Below are 15,912 nucleotides of genomic sequence, written 5' to 3'. Positions count from 1 at the left end.
CGGGCGGGAACCCTCCGGCGAGGATCGTGGTCACGGCACCGGCCACCCGCTTGTTAGGTTGTGGGTCATGGTCACCACGGCCCCCGTGGAGCCCCGGTGGGCCGAGTGGCGCCGCCAGGGGCCCACCCCCGCCCAGCAGCGCCAGGACGTGTGGATCGCGCTGTCCGTCGTCCTCGGCGCGCTCGGGATGACCGTGCTGATCAACAGCATGGGAGCGTTCACGTTCGGCGGAGCGCCGTCGTTGGGCGAGCAGCTGGCCTGGAGCCTCGCGGTGAGCGTGCCGCTGGTGGTGCGCAGGCGCTACCCGCTGGCGGTGCTGCTGGCGGTGGGCGTGCTGTTCATCGCCGCGCAGGCCCGGCAGACCGGCGACAACCTCGGTCCGTCGATCGCGCTGTTCCTCGCGATCTTCAGCGAGGGCGCGTGGGAGCGGAACCGGGTGGTGGCGCGCTGGTCGCGGATCGGCGTGATCGTGGTGATGTTCACCTGGCTGGGCATCAGCCTGGTGAAGTTCCTCGCCGGACCGTCCTACCCGTTCGACGACGCCGCGGGTCCGCTCGAACCGGTGCTGGCGTCGGTCCTTCACGGCCTGGCGATCAACCTCCTGTTCTTCCTGTCCGCGTACTTCTTCGGCGAGATGGCCTGGATCTCCGCGCGCCGGGAGGCCGAGCTGGAGCACCGCGCCGAGCAGCTGCGGCTGTCGCAGGCGCAGAACACCCGCGGCGCGATCGTCGCCGAACGCATGCGCATCGCCCGCGACCTGCACGACGTGGTCGCCCACCACGTGTCCGTCATGGGCATCCAGGCCGGTGCCGCGCGGCGGGTGCTGACCACCGACCCCGACCTGGCGGGCACGGCGCTGCGGCAGGTGGAGGAGACCGCGCGGGTGTCGATCGGGGAACTGCGCGGCCTGCTCGGCGTGCTGCGCGCCGAACCCACCGACCAGGCGCCCGGCGGTTCGGCCGACGAGCTGGCCTCTCCCGACCTCGACCGGCTGCCCGAACTCGTGACCACCGCCCGCGCCACCGGGCTGGAGGTCGAGCACTCCACGTACGGCGACCCGAGGCCGGTGCCCGCCGGTGTCTCCCTGTCGGCCTACCGGGTGGTGCAGGAGGCGCTGACCAACGTGGTCAAGCACGCGGGCGCGCACAAGGTCGACCTGCGCGTGCGCTACCTCGACCGCGCCATCGAGGTCGAGGTGGCCGACGACGGCCGGGGGAGCACCGGCCGGTCCTCCGGCGGCTTCGGCCTGCTCGGCATGAGGGAGCGCGTCGCGGTGCACGGCGGCGACCTGGAAGCCGGTCCACGGCGCGGCGCGGGCTACCTCGTGCGCGCCACCCTGCCCACGAACGACCCCGCCGAGGAGCCCGTGTGACCCCCGACCCGTCCGCCAGACCGCTGCGCGTCGTCCTCGCGGACGACCAGGACCTCGTGCGCGCGGGTTTCCGGGTCATCCTCGGGACGGAGGAGGGCATCGAGGTCGTCGGCGAGGCCGGTGACGGCGCCGAGGCCGTGGAGCTGGTCGAGCGGCTCGAACCCGACGTGGTGCTGATGGACGTGCAGATGCCCAGGATGGACGGCCTGGAGGCGACCCGGCGCATCCTGGGCTCCGACAGCACCGCCAAGGTCGTCATCCTGACCACGTTCGACCGCGAGGACTACCTGTTCGAAGCCCTGCGGGCCGGTGCGAGCGGGTTCCTGCTGAAGAACGCCTCGCCGGAGGACCTGGTCGAATCGGTGCGCGTGGTGGCCCGCGGCGACGCGCTGCTCTCGCCCGAGGTCACCCGCCGCGTCATCGCCCGGTTCAACACCCCGGCAGGCCCGGAGTCCGGCCACCGCCCGCCCGAGCTGACCGACCGCGAGTACGAGGTGCTGGTCGAGCTGGCCAAGGGCGCGAGCAACACCGAGATCGCCCACGCGCTGCACCTGGGGGAGACCACGGTGAAGACGCACGTCTCGCGGGTGCTCAACAAGCTCGGCCTGCGCGACCGCACGCACGCCGTCGTCTACGCCTACGAGCAGGGGATCGTCGCGCCCGGCGGGGCCTGACCGGCCTGCCTCCTCCGCGCGGAGGAGGCCGTGCGGAGGACTCGGACCAGGGGGTTCACCGCATAGCGTGATCGACATGCTGACAGTCACCAAGATCAGCCGGAGTTTCGGCGACCACCAGGTGCTGCACGACGTGTCGTTCGACGTCCGACCGGGCCGCATGACCGGGTTCCTCGGCGCCAACGGGTCGGGCAAGACCACCACCATGCGCATCGTCCTGGGTGTCCTGGGCGCCCACAGCGGCACGGTGGAGTGGAAGGGCGAGCCGATCACCGCGGCCAACCGGCCGAGTTTCGGGTACATGCCCGAGGAGCGCGGCCTGTACCCGAAGATGGGCGTCGCCGACCAGGTCACCTGGCTGGCCAGGCTGCACGGCCTCGACCGCGCCACCGCGCGCACGAACACCGACCGGCTGCTCGACCGGCTCGGCCTCGCCGACCGGTCCGGTGACCTGCTCGAATCGCTGTCGCTGGGCAACCAGCAGCGGGTGCAGATCGCCGCCGCCCTCGTGCACGAGCCCGACGTGCTGATCCTCGACGAGCCGTTCTCCGGCCTCGACCCCATCGCCGTGGAGGTCGTGCTGGACGTGGTGCGCTCGCACGCCGCCCGCGGCGTCCCGGTGCTGTTCTCCAGCCACCAGCTCGCCCTCGTCGAGCAGCTCTGCGACGACGTCGTGATCATCTCCAACGGCGAGGTGACCGCACGGGGCAGCCGCGACGAGCTGCGCGCCCGCTACGGCACGAGCCGCTTCGAGGTCGTCGTCGACACCGACGCGGGCTGGCTGCGCGACCAGCCGGGCGTCCGCGTCGTCGACCTCGACGGCCCGCGCGCGGTGTTCGAACTGGACGAGGGCGCACGCGACCAGGATGTGCTGCGCGCCGCCCTGGACCGCGGCGCCGTCCACAGCTTCACCCCCGTGGTCCCCACCCTCGACGAGATCTTCAAGGAGGCGTCGTGAGCATCCCGTTCGGCGCGGCGACCCGACTGGTCGCCGAACGCGAGATCAAGGTCCTGGTCCGCTCCAAGGGCTTCTGGATCGGCTTCGCCGTCGTCCTCATCGGACTGTTCGCGCTCACCGTGCTGCCCAAGGTGTTCGACAGCCCCACGTCGGTGGCCGTCGTCGGCGACAGCGCCACCGGGACGCTCACCGACGCCGGGTTCGACGTGAAGCGGGTGGACGACCGCGCCGCCGCCGAGGAGCTGGTGCGCGCCGACGACGTGGACGCGGCGGTCGTGCCCGACGGTCCGTCCGGTGTCCGGGTGATCGCCCTGACCGAACCGCCGACCGACGTGCTCACCGCGCTGGTCACCGCGCCACCGGTGGACCTGCTGGACGCCTCCGACGTCAGCCCCGGCGAACGCCAGCTCGTGATCCTGGTGTTCGCGCTGGTGTTCCTCATGTTCGGCATGGGCGGCGCGGCCATCGCGCAGAGCACCGTGACCGAGAAGCAGACCCGGATCGTCGAGATCCTGGTGTCCACCATCCCGGTCCGCGCCATGCTGGCGGGCAAGATCGCCGGGCACACCCTGCTCACCCTCTGCCAGGTGGCCGTCCTGGCCATCGCCGCGCCGATCGCCCTGCGCATCGGCGGCCAGGGCGAACTGCTGGCCGTCGTGGCGCCGGCCCTCGGCTGGTTCGTCCCGTTCCTGGTCCTCGGCTTCGTGCTGCTCGCCTCGATGTGGGCCGTGGCCGGGTCCCTGGTCAGCCGCCAGGAGGACCTGGGCTCCAGCATGGGCCTGGTCATGATCCTGGTCATGGGCCCCTACTTCGGCGTCATGTTCTTCTCCGACAACGCGACCGTCATGGGCGTGCTGTCCTACGTCCCGTTCTCCGCCGCGGTCGCCATGCCGGTCCGCCTGTTCACCGGCTCCGCCGAGGTGTGGGAGGCACTGCTGTCGATGGGCGTGCTCGCCGCCTCGGTCGCCGTGATCGTGCTTCTGTCGAGCAGGCTCTACGCCGGGTCGCTGCTGCGCACCGGCGGCAAGGTCGGCCTCGCCAAGGCGTGGGCGAGGGCGGACTGAGCGGGCCGGGCGCGGCCGAGGGCGGACTGAGCGGGCCGGGCGCGGCCGAGGGGGCCGCGCCCGGCTCCTGTTCGACGCCGGTCGTCGGGGAACCGCCCGCCTGCCGCGAACCCGACGACCGGGGGGATTTAAGGTTCGGGACTGGTCGCCGAGGTTTTCGGAGGTGGGTCCCCGTGACGAGCAGCAAAACCTTCCTGATCGCCGGGGTGGGCGACGATCTCGGCCGCGCGTTCGCCGAGCGGGCCCTGCGCGCGGGCCACCGCGTCGTCGCCATCGTCCGCAGACCCGAACAGGTCGCGGAGTTCGAGGCGCTGGAGCCCGGTCTGGCGTTCGCGCGCGTGCTGGACATCGGTTCGGCCACCGGCATCGAGCCCGCGATCAGGTCGGTCGAGGAGGACATCGCGCCGATCGACTTCCTCGTCGCGGGCACGGACCACGGCGAGTCCACAGTGGACGACCTCCGCAGGCAGCGCGACATCTACGTCTTCGGGACGGTCGCGGTGGTGAAGGCGATCCTGCCCGGCATGAGGAACCGCGGCGGGACCATCGTCGTCGTGACCTCCGACACGATGCCGTCCTACCAGGGCAGCAAGTTCGCCCTGATGGGCATCATGCTGTCCCTGGCCACCGAGGTCGCCCCGTTCGGCGTCCGCGTCATGATGGTCGGACCGGACGCCTTCCGCTCCGCCTGGACGGACGGCGTCCTGGTGCTGGAATCGGACAACGGCCCCCTGGCCCTCAACGCCGCAGTCCCGGAGTCCCCGTCCCGCTGACGCGCCGGTGAACGTTCACGTCATTGCCGGCTGTCCGCACCAAGGCGTCCCGCACGGGCGTTGAGGTAGCGCGTGTGGTGGGTGTTGGTCGCGAGTCGGGCGGCCCGGAGGTAGGCGGCCCGCGCGGCGTCGAGGTCGCCCGCCACCTCCAGGAGGTGGGCCCTGGCCGCGTGCAGCCGCCGGTCGCGGACCAGGCGCGGATCGTCCAGGGCGTCGAGCAGCGCCAACCCCGCGGCGGGCCCGTCGGCCATGGCCACGGCGACGGCGTGGTTCAGCCGCACGAGGGGACCGGGGGAGACCTGCGCCAAGAGCCGGTAGAAGGCGACGATCTGCCGCCAGTCGGTGGCCTCGGAACTCGGCGCGCTGTCGTGGATCGCGGCGATGGCCGCCTGCAACTGGTACGGGCCGACATCACCTCGGGCCAGCGCGCGGGTGACCAGGTCCACGCCGCGCCGGATCGGCCCTGCCTTCCACAGCGTCCGATCCTGCTCGTGCAGGGGGACCAGTTCGCCGTGCCCGGTGAGGCGGGCCGGGGCGCGCGCGTCGGTGAGCAGCATCAACGCCAGCAGCCCGGTCGCCTCGCCGTCGTCGGGCAGGAGCGCGGCGGTGATCCCGGCCAGCCGAATCGCCTCCGCGGCCATGCCCGCCCGGTGCAGGTCCGGTCCCGACGTCGCGGCGTAGCCCTCGGTGAAGATCAGGTAGAGCACGTGCAGGACCGCGTGGAGCCGTTGCGGGCGTTCGGTGTCCGACGGCATCCGGAACGGCACGCGGCTGTCTCCGATGGTGCGCTTGGCACGGGTGATCCGCCGGGTCATGCCCGCTTCCGAGGTGAGGAAGGCCCTGGCGATCTCGGCGGTGGTCAGTCCGCCGACGGCGCGCAGCGTCAACGCGATCTGCGACGTCGGGGACAGCGACGGGTGGCAGCACAGGGTGAGCAGGATCAGCGTGTCGTCCGCGTCATCGGCGCCGGCGTCCGCGGGCGGGCCTGACCAGTCGCCCGGCAGCACCCGGCCCGCGGCCGTGGTCTCGCGCCGCCGCCGGGCCTGCTCGGCGCGCAGCAGGTCGATCAGCTTGCGCGAGGCGACCCGGAGCAGCCAGGCGTGGGGCTGCTCCGGGACCCCGTGGTCGCGCCAGCGTCGCGTCGCGACCAGCAGCGCCTCCTGGACGGCGTCCTCAGCGGAGTCGAAACGGCCGTAGCGGCGCACGAGCGACCCGAGGACCCGCGGGGTGAGGCGCCGCAGCAGGTCCTCGAACGAGTCGTCGCCCATGGTCGCGGTCAGATGTCGTCGATGTCGTTCTCGGACCCCATGAGCGGCCGGATCACCACACCGGCGTCGGCAGGTCTGCCGGGGGCCTGACTCAGCCGGACGGCGATCTCGGTGGCGCGGTCGAAGCTCGCGCAGTCCACGATCCAGTAGCCCGCGACGACCTCCTCGGTCTCGGCGAACGGACCGTCGGTCACGACTGGAACGCCGCCGCGCAGAACGACTTCGCGGGCGAGCACCGGTGCGCTGAGGCCCTGCGTGTCGACCAGTTCCCCGGAGGCGACCAGGTCACCGGTGAACCTCGTCAGGAACTCGCCGATCGCGGCCAGTTCGTCGGCGGAGGCGGACGGCCGGGTGTCGTCCTCCCCGGAGAACGAGTCGTAGTCCTGCTGCGAGCCGTGGGCCAGGATCATGTACTTCATCCGGGTGCTCCTGTTCGCTTGGCACCGGGATGGCGCCGTTCACGAGGAGAACGAAGCCGAGTCCCGTGATCGGACATCCCGGTGACCTCGAGGTCTGGTTGTGCGGTGCGTCAGAGTACGGCGAGCCGGTCCACCAGCAGTTCCGTCCTCCGCTCGGCCTCCTCCGGCGGCAGCCTTCCCGCGCGGGTCAGGGTGGCCAGTCCGTGCAGGGCCGCCCAGAACACCTCGGTGAACAGCCCTGGGTGGACGCCGTCCCCGGCGACCTCGCCGAGGCACTCCAGCAGTGCGGTGAAGGCGTCCTTCAGCGGCTCCGGGGTGTCCTCCTCCGCGAACGCCAGGCCGCCGTCGAGTTGGAACATGGCGTCGTAGACCGCCGGGTTGCGTTCGGCGAAGTCGAGGTAGGCGCGAGCGAGAGCGGTGACACGGGCGCGGGGGTCGGCCGCGGCGGAGGACGCGGCCCGGATCGCCGCGGCCATCTCGGTGGCGCCTTCGAGGGCGACGGCGCCGATGATCTCGCGCTTGCCGCGGAAGTGGCTGTAGAGGACGGGCTGGCTGTACTCGATGCGCTCGGCGAGCCGTCGGGTGGTGACCGCGTCCCAGCCGTGCTGCTCGGCGATCTCGCGGGCCGTCGTCAGGATGAGGCGTTCCCGACCGGCCCGTTCCCGCTCCTTGCGCTCCTGTACCGACATGAAGGAATCCTAGCACCGCTAGACCGGCGAGCGGCAGTAGTGCTAGCGTCGAACCATCAGCTAGCGACGCTAGATTTCGGAAGGGGTCATGATGTTCACCGCACTGGAGGTGTTCACCACCATGGTCGTCGGCCTGATGGTGGGGGTGGAGTTTTCCGTGGCGTTCGTCGTCAACCGGATCCTCGACGCGCTCCCCGGCGACAACGGCCAGTTGGGTCGCGCCCACGGGGGTCGGATGCTCGGCGCCGTGATGCCGTTCTGGTACATCGGCTCACTCGTGCTGTGCGCGGTCTGGGCCGTCGCCGGATGGGGCGACCCCGGCACCGGCCTCGTGGTCGTCGCCGCCGCGTTGCTGGTCGTGAGCGTGGTCATGTCGCTGCTGCTGCTCGTCCCCATCAACAACCGCAGCAAGACGTGGACCCCCGAGAACCGGCCCGACGACTGGAAGGAGCAGGCGAACCGCTGGGACCGCTTCCACTACGTCCGCGTCGCCGTCATCATCGCCGCGTTCACCCTGCTGGCCGCCGCCCTCGCCTGAGTCGACACCCGCTGCCTTCAGTCGGGATTCGCGACCAGGATGTGCTGGATCGCCGGGCCGACGGTCGTGACGACGTCCTCGACGTCCGCGGCGAGCAGGGCGGGCACGCCGATGATCCGCCTGCCGACGACGAGGCCGACCAGCATGGACGAGACGAGGCCCGCGCGGAGCGTCGCGTCGTCGCGACCGCTCGTGCCGTGCAGCAGCCGTGACTGGATGAAGTCGCGCAACTGCTCGCGAGCGTGCTCGTTGACGATCGCGCCGCGGAGCATCGCCATCAACGGCTCCGACTCGTCGGGCGCTCCCTCCCAGGCGGCCAGGTAGGCGCGGACCACCCGCTCGCCGAGGTGCTCGTCGGGCCCTTCGAACGCCGTGTCGAACCGGTCGAGTGCCGACCGGGGGATGGCCATCACGGCCGCGAACAGGTCGTCCTTCGACCGGAAGAACTGCATCACCTGGGACGCGTCCACACCGGCGTCGGCGGCGACGCGCCGGATCGTGGTGGCCGCGAAGCCGTCGACGGCGAACCGCGCCCGCGCCGCGTCGAGCACGGCCTGTCGTGTGGTCGTACCGCCCGGTCGTCGTCCGCGACGTGCCTTCGGCGCCGGCCCACCCTGCTCGGTCATGCCCCAACCTACCGCGTCCACCCGCCGCTCCTCAACACGTGTTGAGTTTTTCGGCGTACGGTCGTACCGTCACCGCGACGCGGGGATCTGCCACATCGAAGGAGCGAGCCATGGGCGATGACCAGCAGGTGTTCATGCCGTCGCAGCCGCTGCCCGCCGCCAGGACCGGCGTGCTGACGAAGTTCGATCCGGGCACCCGGACCCTGGAAGCGGGATTCCGGATCGCCCCGCAGTTCCGGTCCCTGCCGGTCGACGTCGTGTTCGAGAAGGACGTTCCGGTCCGGCTCCGCGACGGCGTGACGGTCCACGTCGACATCTTCCGCCCCGTCGGCACCGAGCCGGTGCCGGTGATCGTGGCGTGGAGCCCGTACGGCAAGGGGCAGGGCACGTCCCCCAGCGTGATGGGCGTCTTCGGACTGGTCGGGCTGGACAACGGGATCGTGTCCGGACTGGAGAAGTTCGAGGGCCCGGACCCCGCCTACTGGTGCGCCCAGGGCTACGCGATCTGCAACCCGGACGTCCGCGGTGTGGTCGACTCCGACGGCGACAGCGTGCTGTGGGACCGGCAGGAGGGCCGCGACTGCCACGACCTGGTCGAGTGGCTGGCGGGGCAGGGGTGGTGCTCCGGCAAGGTCGGCATGAGCGGCACCTCCTACCTCGCGGTCTCCCAGTGGTTCACCGCCGCCGAGCAGCCCCCGCACCTGGCGGCCATCAACCCGTGGGAGGGCGTCAGCGACGTCTACCGCGACCTGGTGATGCGCGGTGGCATGCCCGACACCGGATTCGCCCGGCAGTTGCAGGAGGGCAGTTTCTTCGGCGGCAACCGCAAGGAGGACGTCCTCGCGGAGGCGGAGCGCTACCCGCTGGTGAACGACCTGTGGGAGAACAAGGTCCCGGACTTCGGCCGGATCACCGTGCCCGCCTACGTCGTGGCCAGCTACTCCAACACCCTGCACACCGCGGGGACCTTCCGGGCGTGGCGCCGGATCGCGTCGGAGGAGAAGTGGTTGCGCGTCCACAACTCCCAGGAGTGGCCCGACTACTACGACGAGGCGAACGTGGACGATCTGCGCCGCTTCTTCGACCGCTACCTCAAGGACGAGGACAACGGCTGGGAGCGGACCCCGAGGGTCCGCTACTCGGTCCTCGACCTCCAGGGCGGCGACCGCGTCGGCGTTGCCGCGGACCGGTTCCCCCCGGCGGAGGCCACGTCGACCAAGTACTACCTCGACGGCCGCTCGCGCACCCTGACGACCACCGCCCCCGCCGACGGGACCGCCGTGGCCTACACCGTCGACGCGAACCCGGACGCCGTGTCCTTCCTCGTCCGGTTCGACCGCGACACCGAGCTGGTCGGCTACCCGAAAGCCCACCTCCGGGTCGAAGCGCGGGGCTCGGACGACATGGACCTGTTCGTGCTCCTGCAAAAGCTCGACGCGCGCGGAACACCCCTCCAGGCGTTCACCGTCCCCAACCAGAGCGCGATCGCCCACGACCTCACCGACCACGGCGCCACGATCCTGCGCTACAAGGGCTCCGACGGACGTCTGCGCGTCTCCGCCCGCCACCTGGACGAGGCGCTGTCGACCGACGACGTGCCCGCCCACACCTTCGACCGGGTGGAACGCCTCTCCGCGGGCGAGGTCGTCGACGTCGAGATCGACCTGCTCCCGATCGGCCTCGCTTTCACGGCCGGTCAACAGCTCCGCTTCGTCGTCAGCTCCCGCAACCTCCTGGGGGCGCTCATGCCCGGCATCCGCGAGTACACCGGCGCCAACAGCGGGCAGCACGTCATCCACACCGGTGGCGAGCGCGCCTCCTACCTGCAACTCCCCGTCCTGGCCCAGTAGCACCACAAACGATCCGGAGAAGAGACCACCATGGGCACGACGTCCGCACCTCGGGCGCCGGACCGGTGACGACCACGACGGGACCATCGACCGGTTCGAACTCGCGGCGGCACGACGGGCGTTGGCGCTGCTGAAGGACAACCTCGGCCGCGAGCGCCTTCTCGACCTCCTCCGGGACGAGATCGCGGAGGGGACCGCCTACCTCCGCGACCAGGTCGCCCGCTCGGCCGGACAGGAGACGACCGGCACGACGACGCTGCGCGCGCACGGCATCACCGCGGCGCGGTTCACCGGCTGGCTCTCGCAGGCCTTCGGCCGTGAGGACGTCCTGCTCGCCGGACACCCGGAGCACTACTCGATCCACGCGGCCGACGGCAGGGTGAACATCGTCGAGACGCTGGGGGAGCACGTCTGCTCGTTCTTCATGCGCGAGTGGGACGACTCCACGACACCGGCGGCGGAAGGCCTGCCCGACATCGAAGCGGCGCACGGACGTCGGTCGCGCCTGGTGCTCGAAGACGGAACCGTCGTCGGGTCCATCTCCAACTCCTTCTCCGAGGAGGAGGAGGGGTTCACCGCCCACCTCTCGGTGACGCTGCCGGTCACGTGCGGACCGCAGGTGGTCGAGCACCACCTCCGGCACTTCGCGGTCGAGTTCCGGAACTGGATCCTGCGGGCGGCCGCCGAGCGGTGACCGGAACCCGAGCGGCGGCCGACGGGGAAGTCACCCCGGCTCGGTGCGCGGAGGTCCGCTGAGGATGATCGCCCCCGACACCCCGAAGCAGATCAGCCCGACCCGCGACCCCGTCGTGGCGGCCACAACAGGAGGACCCGTGCCCACTCTTCCCGAGCGTCTGGCCGACCTCGCGGGCAGCGCTTTCCTGCACGCGGCCGAGGTGACCGTCGCCGAACCGTGCGCACCCGGCTTCATCCGCGTCGAACTGCGGTCCGACGCCTTCCGCGACGCGGCCTGGACGCCCGGCACGAAGGTCCAGATCCGCACGCGGCGCGGAACCCTGAAACTGCGCACCTACACCCCGACCCGTTGGGACGCCGACACGACGGAACTCATCGCCTACACCCACGGCGACGGACCCGCCACCGACTGGTTCCGCGGCGCGGCGGCCGGGGCCACGTGCGACGTCCTCGGCCCCCGCAAGTCGATCGACCTCCGGGGCCTCGACCGCGCCGTGTTCATCGGCGACGAGTCGAGCATCGCCCTGGCCATCGCGCTCAGCGGGGTCACCTCCCGCGTCGACCACGTCTTCGAAGCCTCCGACCCGGACGCCGTCACCGCGATGCTCGCCTCACGCGGCCTCGCCGAGTCCAGCGTCGTGGTGCCGAAAACCGCCGACCCCCAGCAGTTGTTGACCCGCGCCCGCGCGGCGGCGCCGACCGAGCCGTTCGACCTCGTCGTGACCGGCGACGCCAAGACCGTGCACCAGGTCCGCCGCGACTCGCGGGACTGGCCGAACCGTCCGGGGCAGACCAAGGGCAAGGCCTACTGGGCCGAAGGGCGCGCGGGGCTCGACTGATCCGTAGTTGACTGGTTGTTCGGTAATGTGGAGGGATGGCGCGACCACCCTCCATCGACGAAGCCGAACTGCTCGACGCGCTCATCGCGGTGTTCCGGGACAAGGGGTTCGACGGCACCGCGATCGGCGACCTGTCGTCGGCCTCGGGGTTGCAGCGGGCGAGCCTCTACCACCGGTACCCCGACGGCAAGGAGGGCATGGCGGAAGCGGTGCTGGCCGAGGTCGGGCGGCGCTTCCGGTGGATCCTGCAACCGATGGGGGAGGACGAGGACCTCGCGCGGGGGATCGCCGAGACCGCCGGCAGGCTCGGGGACTTCTACGGCGCTGGCGCGTTGTCGTGCGTGCTGGACACGATGACGCTGGCCGGGACGCCGGAGAAGGTCCGGGATCAGGCGCGGGCGCTCGCGAAGACCTGGATCGACGTGATGGCCGAGGCGTCGCGCCGTGCGGGGCGTGAACCGGACGAGGCGTTGCGCGCGGCGAAGAACGCGTTCCTGCGCATCGAGGGGGCGCTGGTGCTGGGCCGGGTGTTGGGCGACACCAGCGCTTTCGCCGAGAGCGTGGCGCTCATGCCGAGCATCCTGGTGCCGGAGCCGGAGAAGGGCTGATCGGCGGGTTCGGAGGTCCGGTAAGAGTCTCGGGCGCCGGGACCCCGACACGCGGATCGTCATCGTGTTCGGTCTCCGAACCGGTGTGGTGCTCGCACTGCTCGCCAAGAACACCTGGCACCGGGCCCGTTCGAGGAGGGTGACCACGGCCACTTTGATTTTTACCGTACGTTCGGTAATTATGATTGGTGTCCACCTTCCGAACAACGAGGAGCGCGTTCATGAGCAGCAAGACCGCCGTAGTGGTGCTGTCCGACCCGTCGACCGGAACCGAGGAGGCGCTGGGTCGTGTCTTCAACGCGCTCGCCACCGCGTGGGAGTCCGCGCAGGGCGGCGAGGCCGTGGTGCTCTTCCAGGGCGCGGGCACCCGCTGGCCCGCCGTGCTCGCGGACCCGGCACACCCGGCGCACGAGCTGTACACCGCGGTGAAGGGGCAGGTCGCCACAGTGGCGTCCGGCGGCTGCGCGACCGTCTTCGGCGCGACCGAGGGCGTCGAGGCCGAGGACATCAAGCAGGTCAGCCAGAACCAGGCGCCCGGCACCCCCGGTGTCGCGAGCATCGTGGAACTGGTGCGGTCCGGCTACCACGTCCTGACCTTCTGACGTCGTGGCCGACCCCGACGACCGGCTCGCCTTCCACCCCGGCGAGCTCGAAGCGCAACGGGTGGCCGGAACCTCCGTGCAGGCGGAGCGGGTTCGGCCCATCATCTCGGACGCCATCCCCCGAGGGGCGTTCGACTTCCTCACGCGCCAGCAGATGCTGGTGCTCGGCGCCAGGGACCGCGATGGGCGGACCTGGGCCAGCGCCCTGGTGGGGCCGGAGGGTTTCCTCTCGGCGGCCGACCCGCGCACGTTGCGGGCGGACGCCACCGTGGTGCCCACCGACCCGCTGGCGGACGTCCTGCGGGACGGGGCGGACGTGGGCACGCTGGCCATCGACCTGGTGATGCGCAAGAGGTTGCGGATCAACGGGCGGTGGCGGCCGACACCCCGCGGTGGTGAGGTGGAGGTGCACCAGGCGTTCGGCAACTGCCCCAAGTACATCCAGGCCCGCGTCATGACGGAGGAACCCACCGGCTTCCACCCCGTCGCGCGTCGCGGCGACCGGCTCGACGCGCTCCAGTCGGTCCTCGTGTCCAGCGCCGACACGTTCTTCATCGCCACGGCGGCGGACGTCGGCGCGGACGTGTCGCACCGCGGCGGCAACCCCGGATTCGTCAAGGTCGTCTCGCCCACCGAGCTGTCCTGGCCGGACTACGTGGGCAACGCGATGATGATGACCTCAGGCAACCTCGGGGTGAACCCGTTGGCGGGACTGCTGTTCCCGGATTGGGAGTCGGGGGCGACCTTGCAGCTGACTGGTACGGCGGAGGTGCGCAGGTCCGTCGGACCGGAGGGCGGACCCGCCAACGGCCAGGAGACCGTCTTCCGCGTCACCGAGGCGGTCTGGACCGAGAACGCCTTCCCCGCCGCCTGGACCGCGCCCGCGTACTCGCGCTTCAACTGAGCACGGCGCGCGGCCACCCGGACCGGTCTCGCCGAACTCAAGCGCGGCCTGCATGAGCGACCGCGGTTGCCCTCGTTCGGCGTCACGGGGCAGGACGTCACCGCGACGAGGTCGTGGACAACCGCGGACGGGTGCTCACCACTCGCGGTGCCTGATCTGGTTCTTGTGGTCGCCCGCGTCGCCCGAGCCCTGTCCCTGTTCGTTGCCGAGGCTTCCCGCGCTGCCGGAGTGCGATGTCTGCACGTCGGCGGCGGCCATGGACAACAGCTGCACGATCAGCGCGTCGCAGTTGAGACCGGCGGCCAGGAAGGCGGCGGCGATGTGCAGGATCCTGCTGTGCGCGGTGTAGTAGTACTCCGCCTTGAAGTCGGATCGGCCGAGTTCGATCACGCGCCTCGCGGCACCGCTTCCGATCCCCTGGATCTGTCCGGCGTGCTGCGCCTGGACTTCCGGCAGCGGTGCGTCGGAATCCTTCTTCCGCGGGTCGGTCGGCATGGTCTCGAGCACCTTGGCCGTGGTGGGGTCCGGAGGTACCCGCAGCGTGTCGAGTGCCAGGTCGACATCGGTCTGCCCGGTGCTCGTGACCCACGCGTCGATCTGCTCGTGGACGAGGTCGACACCGCACTTCAGTTCGGCGGCGACCGCGTTGATCCGGGTTTTCAGCTTCCCCCGCAGGGCTGCCCCGACCTCGCTGATCGTTTCGTTCCGCCTGATCGCCCGTTCCCTCTCGAGCTGGGTGTTCCTCTGGTTCTCCTCGAAGTCCTCGATGGAGGAGGATTTGTTCAGCTCCGTGGTGAGGTCGGCGATTCGCCTCTCGGCTTGCGAGATGGACAGCTTCGTCCTCGCGAGCACCGCCCCGTACAGCGTTTCCTCGTCCTCGGCCTGCCTTCGGCCGGCTTCGAGCTTCCTGTTCGACTTCTTGAGGGATCGTTGGAGTTCGTCGAGGTGGGCCTGGTGGCGGGCTTGGTCGTCGACGGGCTCGACGGCGACGGGGTTGTCCTTGTGGAGGTGGGCTTCGACGTCCTCGGTGTTCTTGACGTCCATCCAGGCGAGCAGTGCCCGGCGGAGGTGGCTGATCGCCCCCTGGGCGATCAGCCGGTACTTCTTCTTGATCTTGTGAGTCGCGTTCTGGAGTTGGTTCAGCTCATCGAGGAGGTTGGTGCACAGCAGGAGACTCGGCTCCTCGCGGAACCGGATGTGCATCTCCATCAGTCGATCGGTGATCTGCTTGAGGAGCAGCTTGGCCTTGTCGTCTTTTTGCAGCATTGTCGGATCCACGGTGGCTCCTCCTCAGCGGGCGCGGCTCGCCTCGATGTCGGCGACGAAGTTCCGGGTGACGGACAGGAGTCGCTCGGCGGCTTCGTCCAGCTCCGCTTCCTCCAGGGCCTGGGCACTCCGGTAGGCCGCCAGCACCGCCCGCGCGGTCGCTTCGGCTCGGTCCGGTCCCCGGTCGTCGGTCTGCGACTCGACCCTTGCGCAGACGTCGGTCCAGATGTCGCTCTGGTCCTCGGGCGGCACTTCGCCGAGTTCGGAGATCACGCGCGTGTAGACGTCGGCGGCCTCGTCGGTCAGCGACGGCGTGCTTTCCTGCTCTCCCAACGTCTGCCAGGCGTCGTCCTCGGCGTCCCGTTCGGCGGCGAACACCCACGTCCGCGAATCCGCGAGGGCGCGCGCGAAGCCACCCTCGTGCGGGATGGCGGTGAGCGCGGTGCGCAGCCGTTCGGTGGCCCCGCGGTCGCCCAGCGCCTCGCCGAAGGAGACCGCCAGTCGGTCGAAGGAGGGCAGCAGCTCCTCCGCCACGCCGCTGCCGACGATCGCGCGCATCGCGGCCAGGTCGGGCGCGGCCGCGAGGTCGGCTCGCACGTCGGGGCGGTTCTCCAGTTCCCCGAGCAGGTCGGCGTGTTCGCTGTAGTCGATCATGGTCGCTCCGTTCCGTGGCCGCCCGGCGGTGTCCTGCCTGCGGATCGGGTGGACGCGCTTCCCGGCGCTCAACCAGAGACTAGGTATCCGCCGGGCGCGTCGACTGCCCGAT

General features: G+C 70.9%; 18 protein-coding genes. 12 read left to right on the top strand and 6 right to left on the bottom strand.

Features of this window, described 5'->3' with window-relative positions:
- Positions 1-67 precede the first annotated feature (67 nt).
- The 5 genes from RM788_RS06955 to RM788_RS06935 all read left to right on the top strand — a co-directional run bounded on the left by RM788_RS06955 (position 68) and on the right by RM788_RS06935 (position 4,841).
- Entirely contained in the window at positions 68-1,372 is a 1,305-nt protein-coding gene (locus RM788_RS06955; RefSeq protein ID WP_315930692.1) for a sensor histidine kinase, read from the top strand.
- Positions 1,369-2,046, top strand: coding sequence for a response regulator (locus RM788_RS06950; RefSeq protein WP_315930691.1), 678 nt, complete (start codon positions 1,369-1,371; stop codon positions 2,044-2,046). Before RM788_RS06955 ends, RM788_RS06950 begins: the two co-directional genes overlap by 4 nt.
- A 76-nt stretch (positions 2,047-2,122) precedes the next feature.
- Positions 2,123-3,004, top strand: a complete 882-nt coding sequence (locus RM788_RS06945) for an ABC transporter ATP-binding protein (protein ID WP_315930690.1) — start codon at positions 2,123-2,125, stop codon at positions 3,002-3,004.
- Positions 3,001-4,068 carry an ABC transporter permease gene (locus RM788_RS06940; RefSeq protein WP_315930689.1) on the top strand — a complete coding sequence of 356 codons (1,068 nt, stop codon included), beginning with the start codon at positions 3,001-3,003 and terminating at the stop codon, positions 4,066-4,068. The genes RM788_RS06945 and RM788_RS06940 overlap by 4 nt, the downstream gene beginning before the upstream one ends.
- A 173-nt stretch (positions 4,069-4,241) precedes the next feature.
- The gene (locus RM788_RS06935; protein WP_315930688.1) at positions 4,242-4,841 is read left to right on the top strand and encodes an SDR family NAD(P)-dependent oxidoreductase; all 600 of its coding nucleotides are present in this window, start codon (positions 4,242-4,244) and stop codon (positions 4,839-4,841) included.
- Positions 4,842-4,861: 20 nt separating this feature from the next.
- On the opposite strand, the gene RM788_RS06930 is transcribed toward RM788_RS06935, so the two are convergent.
- From RM788_RS06930 to RM788_RS06920, 3 genes are all read right to left on the bottom strand, one after another.
- On the bottom strand, positions 4,862-6,109 hold the full coding sequence (locus RM788_RS06930; protein ID WP_315930687.1) for an RNA polymerase sigma factor: 1,248 nt from the start codon (positions 6,107-6,109) through the stop codon (positions 4,862-4,864).
- 8 nt (positions 6,110-6,117) lie between these two features.
- Positions 6,118-6,528: a YciI family protein gene (locus tag RM788_RS06925; RefSeq protein ID WP_315930686.1), complete on the bottom strand. Its 411-nt coding sequence runs from the start codon at positions 6,526-6,528 to the stop codon at positions 6,118-6,120.
- A gap of 110 nt (positions 6,529-6,638) precedes the next feature.
- Positions 6,639-7,217, bottom strand: coding sequence for a TetR/AcrR family transcriptional regulator (locus RM788_RS06920; RefSeq protein ID WP_315930685.1), 579 nt, complete (start codon positions 7,215-7,217; stop codon positions 6,639-6,641).
- 91 nt (positions 7,218-7,308) lie between these two features.
- Here RM788_RS06920 and RM788_RS06915 point away from each other — a divergent pair, with 91 nt between their 5' ends.
- Complete coding sequence (locus RM788_RS06915; RefSeq protein WP_315930684.1) at positions 7,309-7,755, top strand: anthrone oxygenase family protein; 447 nt, start codon at positions 7,309-7,311, stop codon at positions 7,753-7,755.
- Positions 7,756-7,772: 17 nt separating this feature from the next.
- Here RM788_RS06915 and RM788_RS06910 read toward each other — a convergent pair whose 3' ends face one another.
- The gene (locus RM788_RS06910; RefSeq protein WP_315930683.1) at positions 7,773-8,402 is read right to left on the bottom strand and encodes a TetR/AcrR family transcriptional regulator; all 630 of its coding nucleotides are present in this window, start codon (positions 8,400-8,402) and stop codon (positions 7,773-7,775) included.
- Between the two features lie 89 nt (positions 8,403-8,491).
- Between RM788_RS06910 and RM788_RS06905 the strand changes: the two genes are divergently transcribed.
- The 6 genes from RM788_RS06905 to RM788_RS06880 all read left to right on the top strand — a co-directional run bounded on the left by RM788_RS06905 (position 8,492) and on the right by RM788_RS06880 (position 13,880).
- Entirely contained in the window at positions 8,492-10,231 is a 1,740-nt protein-coding gene (locus RM788_RS06905; protein ID WP_315930682.1) for a CocE/NonD family hydrolase, read from the top strand.
- Between the two features lie 121 nt (positions 10,232-10,352).
- Positions 10,353-10,925, top strand: a complete 573-nt coding sequence (locus RM788_RS06900) for a hypothetical protein (RefSeq protein ID WP_315930681.1) — start codon at positions 10,353-10,355, stop codon at positions 10,923-10,925.
- A gap of 64 nt (positions 10,926-10,989) precedes the next feature.
- Complete coding sequence (locus tag RM788_RS06895; protein WP_315930680.1) at positions 10,990-11,766, top strand: siderophore-interacting protein; 777 nt, start codon at positions 10,990-10,992, stop codon at positions 11,764-11,766.
- A gap of 35 nt (positions 11,767-11,801) precedes the next feature.
- Positions 11,802-12,374, top strand: a complete 573-nt coding sequence (locus RM788_RS06890) for a TetR/AcrR family transcriptional regulator (protein WP_315930679.1) — start codon at positions 11,802-11,804, stop codon at positions 12,372-12,374.
- Between the two features lie 221 nt (positions 12,375-12,595).
- Positions 12,596-12,976: a DsrE family protein gene (locus RM788_RS06885; protein ID WP_315930678.1), complete on the top strand. Its 381-nt coding sequence runs from the start codon at positions 12,596-12,598 to the stop codon at positions 12,974-12,976.
- 4 nt (positions 12,977-12,980) lie between these two features.
- On the top strand, positions 12,981-13,880 hold the full coding sequence (locus RM788_RS06880) for a pyridoxamine 5'-phosphate oxidase family protein (RefSeq protein ID WP_315930677.1): 900 nt from the start codon (positions 12,981-12,983) through the stop codon (positions 13,878-13,880).
- A 135-nt stretch (positions 13,881-14,015) separates the two neighbouring features.
- On the opposite strand, the gene RM788_RS06875 is transcribed toward RM788_RS06880, so the two are convergent.
- Positions 14,016-15,158: a hypothetical protein gene (locus RM788_RS06875; RefSeq protein WP_315930676.1), complete on the bottom strand. Its 1,143-nt coding sequence runs from the start codon at positions 15,156-15,158 to the stop codon at positions 14,016-14,018.
- Positions 15,159-15,170: 12 nt separating this feature from the next.
- The gene (locus RM788_RS06870) at positions 15,171-15,800 is read right to left on the bottom strand and encodes a hypothetical protein (RefSeq protein WP_315930675.1); all 630 of its coding nucleotides are present in this window, start codon (positions 15,798-15,800) and stop codon (positions 15,171-15,173) included.
- Between the last annotated feature and the right edge of the window lie 112 nt (positions 15,801-15,912).

Origin of the sequence: Umezawaea sp. Da 62-37 (assembly GCF_032460545.1) — a bacterium.
GTDB lineage: Bacteria > Actinomycetota > Actinomycetes > Mycobacteriales > Pseudonocardiaceae > Umezawaea.
The sequence above is the reverse complement of the archived record's forward strand: the minus strand, read 5'-3'. Positions and strand labels throughout refer to the sequence as shown.

Coding starts and splice junctions, on each gene's coding strand:
- RM788_RS06955 (WP_315930692.1), top strand. CDS start 68: ATGGTCACCACGGCCCCCGTGGAGCCCCGGTGGGCCGAGTGGCGCCGC.
- RM788_RS06945 (WP_315930690.1), top strand. CDS start 2,123: ATGCTGACAGTCACCAAGATCAGCCGGAGTTTCGGCGACCACCAGGTG.
- RM788_RS06930 (WP_315930687.1), bottom strand. CDS start 6,109: ATGGGCGACGACTCGTTCGAGGACCTGCTGCGGCGCCTCACCCCGCGG.
- RM788_RS06925 (WP_315930686.1), bottom strand. CDS start 6,528: ATGAAGTACATGATCCTGGCCCACGGCTCGCAGCAGGACTACGACTCG.
- RM788_RS06920 (WP_315930685.1), bottom strand. CDS start 7,217: ATGTCGGTACAGGAGCGCAAGGAGCGGGAACGGGCCGGTCGGGAACGC.
- RM788_RS06915 (WP_315930684.1), top strand. CDS start 7,309: ATGTTCACCGCACTGGAGGTGTTCACCACCATGGTCGTCGGCCTGATG.
- RM788_RS06905 (WP_315930682.1), top strand. CDS start 8,492: ATGGGCGATGACCAGCAGGTGTTCATGCCGTCGCAGCCGCTGCCCGCC.
- RM788_RS06895 (WP_315930680.1), top strand. CDS start 10,990: ATGATCGCCCCCGACACCCCGAAGCAGATCAGCCCGACCCGCGACCCC.
- RM788_RS06890 (WP_315930679.1), top strand. CDS start 11,802: ATGGCGCGACCACCCTCCATCGACGAAGCCGAACTGCTCGACGCGCTC.
- RM788_RS06885 (WP_315930678.1), top strand. CDS start 12,596: ATGAGCAGCAAGACCGCCGTAGTGGTGCTGTCCGACCCGTCGACCGGA.
- RM788_RS06870 (WP_315930675.1), bottom strand. CDS start 15,800: ATGATCGACTACAGCGAACACGCCGACCTGCTCGGGGAACTGGAGAAC.